Consider the following 6,438-nt stretch of genomic DNA (forward strand, 5'->3'; position numbering starts at 1 on the left):
GCGATCACACGAGATAGATGATCGGAAACATCACGATCCAGACAAGGTCGATAACATGCCAAAGCGTGGTGATCAGCGTGATGTTGCCTGGGCTCGGACGCCAGGCGACCAACAGCAGGATGCCACTGCCGAAGGCGACGTGCAGCAGGTGGAAGCCGGTGATGAGGAAATAAAGCTCGAAGAAGGCGCCGAACTGCGGCGACCCGGCGACATCGAATTCGGTCGAGTATTCGAAAAACTTGATGGCGACGAAGGCGAGGCCGAAGAGCGCGGCCAGACCGAGCGCACGCCGGCGCGTGGCCATCGAAGCGACCGGACGCGTGGCCAAAGCCGCCTGCCAGCCGCTGGTCAGGAGAACGAGCGTATTGATGCCCGCAAGCAGCGGATTGAGATGCGAACGGGCTGCGGCAAAGGCGTCCGCCTGGATGAACCCGACCACGAGAAAACCGACGAGCAGAATGCCGAAGGCGGCGAGCTCGCTCCACACGAGGACCCAGAGCAGCAGGTCGTCGGCGGATGCATGCTCATCTGCTTCGCCCACAGAAAGGACCCGTCCGTCCATGCGTCAACTCCTTTGCCGGAACGACGGTCAGCTAGGCAGGTAGGCACTTTCTGTCTTTGCGATTGCGCAAAGAGGCGGGGCAACCGGACTGATAGCTGCAGGGTCATTCCAGGAGTTTTCCGATGACAGATGCACAAATCGGCCTTTCCGTCGCAACCCCGATTATCGTCGGGTTCGCCATTCTTCTCTACCGCATGGGGGTCCTGCAGCGTGCGGCCACGCTCTCGGCTGTCCTGTTCTCCATCGCGATCGCCGTCGTGCTGTTTGTCGACCCCTCGCAATAGCGGCGCCACGGCGCGGATGCGTCGTTACCAAGCGGTCGTCTTCCATTTTGCGAAATGTCAAAGATCGCCCTACCGATTGCGCCTAGACGGTTGAGGGATGAAAAATCTCACTCACGGAGCTGCCGATGTCTGGAGAAGATGCCTTGGAAGAAGGCTATCAGCGCCTTCTCGAACTGTGCGACCGCCTCGAGGCGATTGCCGATTCCCTGCCGCGCCGCATCGATCCGGCCGGTTGCCGCGAGGTTGCGGACAGACTGCCTTCGACACTCATGGCCGTGCACAGGCTGGAGGATGAGATCCTGTTTCCAGCCATTTTGGCAGCACGATGCCCCGACGACGGCCAGCTCCTGATCGATCGCTTGCGCGACGAACATCGGCATGACGGGGGCTCGGCCGAGCACGTTGCCCGCGTTCTCAATGAACTGCTTCACGGTCGCACTCCGCACAGCTGGGAGACGATCGGCTACATGCTGCGCGCCTTTTTCGAAACCGTCCGACGCCATGTTGCGACCGAACGGTTGCTTCTTTCGGACAGGATTTGAGACCGGTCTATGTATCATTTTCTCGCGGCATTTGCAGTTTTCCTTGCCCTTCATATGGTCCCGGCCTGGCCGACGCTGCGTCAGCGGCTGATCACGATGCTAGGGCGGCGCGCCTATTTCGGCCTCTACTCGCTGCTGTCGATCGTCGCGCTGATCTGGGTTTTCCAGGCAGCGCTTGCGCTCGATTTCATTCCGCTCTGGGAGCCGGCCCCGTGGCAGGCCTGGACGACATTCATCCTTGCGCCATCAGGCGTCTTCCTCGTTCTCGCCGGCCTGTTCAGCGAAAATCCGCTGTCGATCTCCATTTTTCAGGGCAACGCGCGGAAGGGGGCGATCGTCAGCGTGACCCGCCATCCGGTGCTCTGGGGCTTCCTGTTTTGGGCCGTCGGCCATGTCGTCGCCAATGGCGACCTGCGTTCCCTGGTGCTTTTCGGCGGCTTCGCACTGTTTGCACTCGGTGGGTTCTTCATGGTGGAAAAACGGGCACGGCGTCGCCTTGGAGACACCTGGTCGATTGCCCGACAAGGCACCTCGATTATTCCCCTCGCCGCGATGTTGAAAGGTCAGGCGCACCTGCGCCTCGATCCCGTGATGATCCTTTCGGCCTTCGCCACCGCTGCGATTACCTTCTGGCTGCTGGCCGGCGGCCACTACGCGATGTTCGGTGCAGATCCGTTGTTGCAGGCATTGCCTTTCGGTTGACCCTCTCCCTGCCAGGCGACCGCAAGCGGCGCGATCGGCAAAGCCAGAAGATCAATCGCTCTCGCGGCGAGATGATCGACGATCGCTTCGACGCTCTCCGGCCTGTGATAGAAGGCCGGGACCGGCGGCATGACGATCGCACCCATCTCCGTCACCGCGCACATGTTGCGCAGGTGCCCGAGATGGAGCGGCGTCTCGCGCGCCATCAGCACCAGGCGCCGGCGCTCCTTCAGGTGAACGTCCGCGGCGCGAACGATGAGATTGTCGGCAAGCCCACCGGCGATCGCCGCGAGCGTACGCATCGAACAGGGCGCGACAATCATGGCGGCAGTCGGAAACGACCCACTTGCGATTGCAGCGCCGATATCGTCATGCTCGTAGGTCCGGTCCGCGGTCTCCAGCAGCCGCAGCAGCGCATGTGCGCCAACCTCATGAGCAAGTGTGCGACAGGCGGACGGCGACACCACCAAATGGGTCTCCACCTCTTCGAGCCGTGCGAGCCGCTCGGCAATACGCAGCGGAATGGCGGCACCCGACGCACCGGTGATACCGACGACAACGCGATGCCTGCTCATGATGCTTTCCTTTCAAGCCCGAGTTCGGCCCAGATGGCGTCGACCTGGCTGATGACATCGGGCGTCATGTCGAGCACCCGCCCCCATTCGCGATCGGTCTCCGAACCGATCTTCGTCGTTGCATCCAGCCCGAGCTTGCCGCCGAGGCCGGAGCGTGGTGACGCGAAATCGAGATAGTCGATCGGCGTGTCGGCAATGATGGTGACATCCCGGCTGGCATCGAAGCGTGTCGCCAGTGCCCACATCACATCGGGCCAGTGACGGACATTGATATCCGGGTCGACGGCGATGATCAGCTTGGTGTAGCTGAACTGCGGCAGCATCGACCAGAGCCCCATCATCAGGCGTTTCGCCTGTCCGGGGTAACGCTTGTCGATCGCGACCACCATGGCGCGGTAGGAACAGGCTTCCGGCGGCAGCCAGAGATCGGTGATCTCCGGGAACTGTTTTCTGGCAAGAGGAACGAACAGCGTGTTCATCGCCTCACCCAACCGCGAGGGCTCATCCGGCGGGCGGCCGGTGTAGGTGGAGAGATAGTAGGGTTTGCGGCGGGTGGTTACGGCGGAAAGCGTCATGACCGGAAACGGCTCGACCGAATTGTAGTAGCCCGTGTGGTCGCCATAAGGTCCCTCGTCGGTGGTCTCGGTTGCCGATACCGTTCCTTCCAGCACGATCTCGGCATGCGCCGGAACGGCCAGCGGCACCGACGTCGCGGCCACGAGTTGCGTTCGGCTTCGACGTAGCAGCCCAGCGAAGTTGAGTTCGCTCATCCCCTCCGGCAGCGGCATGACCGAGGCAAGAATCGTTGCGGGATCGGCGCCGATCGCCACGGCAACCGGCATGTCGCGCCCCTGGCGCTGCCACAGCCGGTGGTGTCGCGCGCCGCCGCGATGGGCAAGCCAACGCAAGATGACTCGGTTCCGGCCAAGCACCTGCATGCGATAGATGCCGACATTGACATCGAGCGGGTCGTCGGGCGCACGTGTGATGACCAGCGGCCAGGTAATCAGCGGCGCCGGTTCGCCCGGCCAACACCATTGGATCGGCAAGCGGCCAAGATCGATATCCGCGCCGCGCCAGACGATGTCCTGGCACGGTGCGGACGGCACGTGCTTTGGCCGCATGAAGAGTGCCGAGCGCAACAGCGGCAACCGGTCCCAGGCATCGCGTAGCGACCCCGGCGCTCGTGGATCGCGCAGTGCTGCCAGTTCATCGGCAAGTGCGCACAGACCGCCCTCCTTGAGGCCGAAACCGCGCTCGATCCGGCGTTCGGTGCCGAAGAGATTGGCCAAGAGCGGGATGTCATGGACACGCCCGGAGGCATCGACCGGCCGCTCGAAGAGCAAGGCCGGGCCGTGATCGGCCAGAACGCGTCGGTGGATCTCCGTCACCTCGTGCACCAGGGATACGGGACGGGAGATACGCTTCAGCTCCCCTTCACGCTCCAGCGCACCGGCAAAATCCTGAAGCGAGACGAAACCCTTGGCTGGACGGAAGCGCTTGTTCATGTCGCCTCTTACGGGCTGCAAATGCCCGCTGTCTTTGACGTGGGACAAACAGCAGCAGCGCCACGCCGACTAGCATGCGGCCATTCTTTGCTCCGTTTCATGCAGGCAGCCCATGACCCTACCCTTTGCGATGACCGCGCCGTTGCGGATCGCGCCACTCCCCCTCATTGAGCACGCCACGCGGCTCGTCTTTGCCCAGGTCATACAGCAGCACCCGGATCTCTTCGACCGGCTTGGGGAGCACGCCGACAAACGCTATGCCTTCGTACCTACGGACCTTCCATTGGGCTTTCTGATAGAGCCGTCGGTTCGACGCATCTCCGTTCACCGCAAGCCGCACCTGCCGTCCGCTGACGCCTGCATGGCCGGCACATTCGTGCTGCTCCTGGCACTGCTCGAGGGTCAGATCGACGGCGATGCCGTGTTCTTCTCCAGAAGCCTGACGATAACGGGCGACATGGAAGCGATGCTGGCACTGCGCAACGCGCTCGATGACTGCAACATCGATCTGCCGGCGGATATTGCCCGCATGAGCGGGCCGTTCGCGCCCCTGGTTCGGCGCGCAGCCACCGAAATCAGAACACGCGCATTGTCGGGGGAGGCAGCGAGATGGAACTGATCTGTCCCGCAGGCACGCCGGCCGCCTTTCGCGAGGCCGTGGATGCTGGTGCCGATGCCGTCTATTGCGGCTTTCGCGACGAGACCAATGCCCGCAATTTTCCCGGCCTGAACTTTTCCCGCGAGGAGCTGAAGACGGCGATTGCCTATGCCCGCCGGCACAAGGTGATGACCTTCGTCGCCATTAACACCTTCATGCGGGCGGGCCAGGAAAAGCTCTGGCATGACGCCGTCGATGATGCCGTGCGCCTTGGCGCCGATGCCGTGATCCTCGCCGACTTCGGGTTGATGGCCTATACCGCCGAGCGCCATCCGCAGCAACGCTTGCATGTTTCGGTGCAAGCCTCAGCCTCCAACGCCGATGCGGTTAAATTCCTGGTCGAAACCTTCGGTGCAAAGCGCGTCGTGCTTCCGCGCATCCTCACCATTCCCGATATCGCCCGCCTTGCCCGCCAGATCAGTTGCGAAATCGAAGTCTTCGTTTTCGGCGGGCTTTGCGTGATGGCCGAGGGGCGCTGCTCGCTGTCATCCTACGCCACCGGAAAATCCCCCAACATGAACGGCGTCTGCTCGCCGGCAAGCCACGTGCGCTACCGCGAGGATGGCAGCGAACTGGTGTCGGAACTGGGCGACTACACGATCAACCGCTTTCCGGCCGGCGAAGCTGCCGGTTACCCCACTCTCTGCAAGGGCCGCTTCGATATTGCCGAGGAGCGAGGGTATGCCTTCGAGGATCCGGTTTCGCTTGATGTCATGGACCATATTGATGCCCTGCGCGAAGCCGGCGTCGGAGCGTTGAAGATCGAGGGACGCCAGCGCGGCAAGGCCTATGTCGCCGAGGTCGTTTCCGTCATGCGCCGTGCCGTCTCTGCCGATGCGAGCGAGAGGCCCGCCTTGCTGTCGCGCCTCAGGCGGCTCAGCGAAGGACAGAAGACGACGTCGGGCGCCTATGAAAAGCGGTGGAGATAACGACATGTCTGCAACAACCCACCTCTCGCTCAGTCTCGGACCCGTGCTCTATCTCTGGGACGGACCCAAGTGGCGCGACTTCTACTTCCGCATCGCCGACGAAGCTCCGATAGAGCATGTCACCCTCGGCGAGGCGGTCTGCTCCAAGCGCCTGCATTTCATCGAGCCGCATGTCGCCGAGGTGATCGAACGCCTGGAGGCCGCCGGCAAGAAAGTCAGCCTTGCTTCGCTTGCACTTGTCACCCTGGAGCGCGAGAGCCAACTTGTGCGCGGCCTGGTGCGCGACAGCATCCATCCGATCGAGGCCAATGATCTGTCCGCACTCGGATTGCTTACCGGCAAACCGCACTCGATCGGCCCTCTGATCAACGTCTATAACGCAGCCACCGCCAGGCTGCTGGCGTCGCGCGGCGCGACCAGCATTTGCCTGCCACCGGAGTTGCCCATGGCGTCGGTCAGGGAGATCGTGCGTGACGCGCCTGGCGTCGCGTTTGAAATCTTCGGCTTTGGTCGCGTGCCGTTGGCGATCTCGGCGCGTTGCGCTCACGCCCGCTCCAAGGGCCTGGTGAAAGACAATTGCCAGTTCATCTGCGGCGATGACAGCGATGGCCTCATCGTCGAGACGCTTGATCGCCAGCCGTTCCTCGTCCTCAACGGGGTCCAGACCATGTCCCACAC

9 protein-coding genes are annotated in these 6,438 nt (G+C 62.7%); 5 read left to right on the top strand and 4 right to left on the bottom strand.

The features are described 5' to 3' along the window. Positions 1-4: 4 nt before the first annotated feature. Entirely contained in the window at positions 5-562 is a 558-nt protein-coding gene (locus BLJAPNOD_RS21265; protein WP_115421058.1) for a cytochrome c oxidase subunit 3, read from the bottom strand. 122 nt (positions 563-684) lie between these two features. On the opposite strand from BLJAPNOD_RS21265, the gene BLJAPNOD_RS35665 reads away from it, so the two are divergent. Continuing rightward, the gene (locus BLJAPNOD_RS35665) at positions 685-846 is read left to right on the top strand and encodes a hypothetical protein (protein WP_171986825.1); all 162 of its coding nucleotides are present in this window, start codon (positions 685-687) and stop codon (positions 844-846) included. A 107-nt stretch (positions 847-953) separates the two neighbouring features. Here BLJAPNOD_RS35665 and BLJAPNOD_RS36045 read toward each other — a convergent pair whose 3' ends face one another. Beyond that, positions 954-1,277 (bottom strand): hypothetical protein, encoded by a 324-nt coding sequence (locus BLJAPNOD_RS36045; RefSeq protein WP_244610992.1) that lies wholly within the window; start codon positions 1,275-1,277, stop codon positions 954-956. Between the two features lie 120 nt (positions 1,278-1,397). Between BLJAPNOD_RS36045 and BLJAPNOD_RS21275 the strand changes: the two genes are divergently transcribed. Then, positions 1,398-2,090 (top strand): NnrU family protein, encoded by a 693-nt coding sequence (locus tag BLJAPNOD_RS21275; RefSeq protein WP_077501443.1) that lies wholly within the window; start codon positions 1,398-1,400, stop codon positions 2,088-2,090. On the opposite strand, the gene BLJAPNOD_RS21280 is transcribed toward BLJAPNOD_RS21275, so the two are convergent. Together BLJAPNOD_RS21280 and BLJAPNOD_RS21285 are read right to left on the bottom strand one after the other, a co-directional pair. Beyond that, positions 2,039-2,665 (bottom strand): UbiX family flavin prenyltransferase, encoded by a 627-nt coding sequence (locus BLJAPNOD_RS21280; RefSeq protein ID WP_077501445.1) that lies wholly within the window; start codon positions 2,663-2,665, stop codon positions 2,039-2,041. The genes BLJAPNOD_RS21275 and BLJAPNOD_RS21280 overlap by 52 nt on opposite strands. Further along, the gene (locus tag BLJAPNOD_RS21285; RefSeq protein WP_115421060.1) at positions 2,662-4,173 is read right to left on the bottom strand and encodes a UbiD family decarboxylase; all 1,512 of its coding nucleotides are present in this window, start codon (positions 4,171-4,173) and stop codon (positions 2,662-2,664) included. The genes BLJAPNOD_RS21280 and BLJAPNOD_RS21285 overlap by 4 nt, the downstream gene beginning before the upstream one ends. Positions 4,174-4,285: 112 nt before the next feature. Here BLJAPNOD_RS21285 and BLJAPNOD_RS21290 point away from each other — a divergent pair, with 112 nt between their 5' ends. The 3 genes from BLJAPNOD_RS21290 to BLJAPNOD_RS21300 all read left to right on the top strand — a co-directional run. Further along, the gene (locus BLJAPNOD_RS21290) at positions 4,286-4,792 is read left to right on the top strand and encodes an SCP2 sterol-binding domain-containing protein (RefSeq protein ID WP_077501448.1); all 507 of its coding nucleotides are present in this window, start codon (positions 4,286-4,288) and stop codon (positions 4,790-4,792) included. Beyond that, positions 4,783-5,760: a peptidase U32 family protein gene (locus tag BLJAPNOD_RS21295; RefSeq protein WP_077501450.1), complete on the top strand. Its 978-nt coding sequence runs from the start codon at positions 4,783-4,785 to the stop codon at positions 5,758-5,760. The genes BLJAPNOD_RS21290 and BLJAPNOD_RS21295 overlap by 10 nt, the downstream gene beginning before the upstream one ends. Positions 5,761-5,764: 4 nt before the next feature. After that, the coding region (locus tag BLJAPNOD_RS21300) for a U32 family peptidase (RefSeq protein WP_115421061.1) at positions 5,765-6,438 on the top strand (674 nt) is incomplete at its 3' end.

It is taken from the genome of Ensifer sp. M14, assembly GCF_003355565.1.
In the GTDB taxonomy this organism is placed as follows: Bacteria; Pseudomonadota; Alphaproteobacteria; order Rhizobiales; family Rhizobiaceae; genus Ensifer.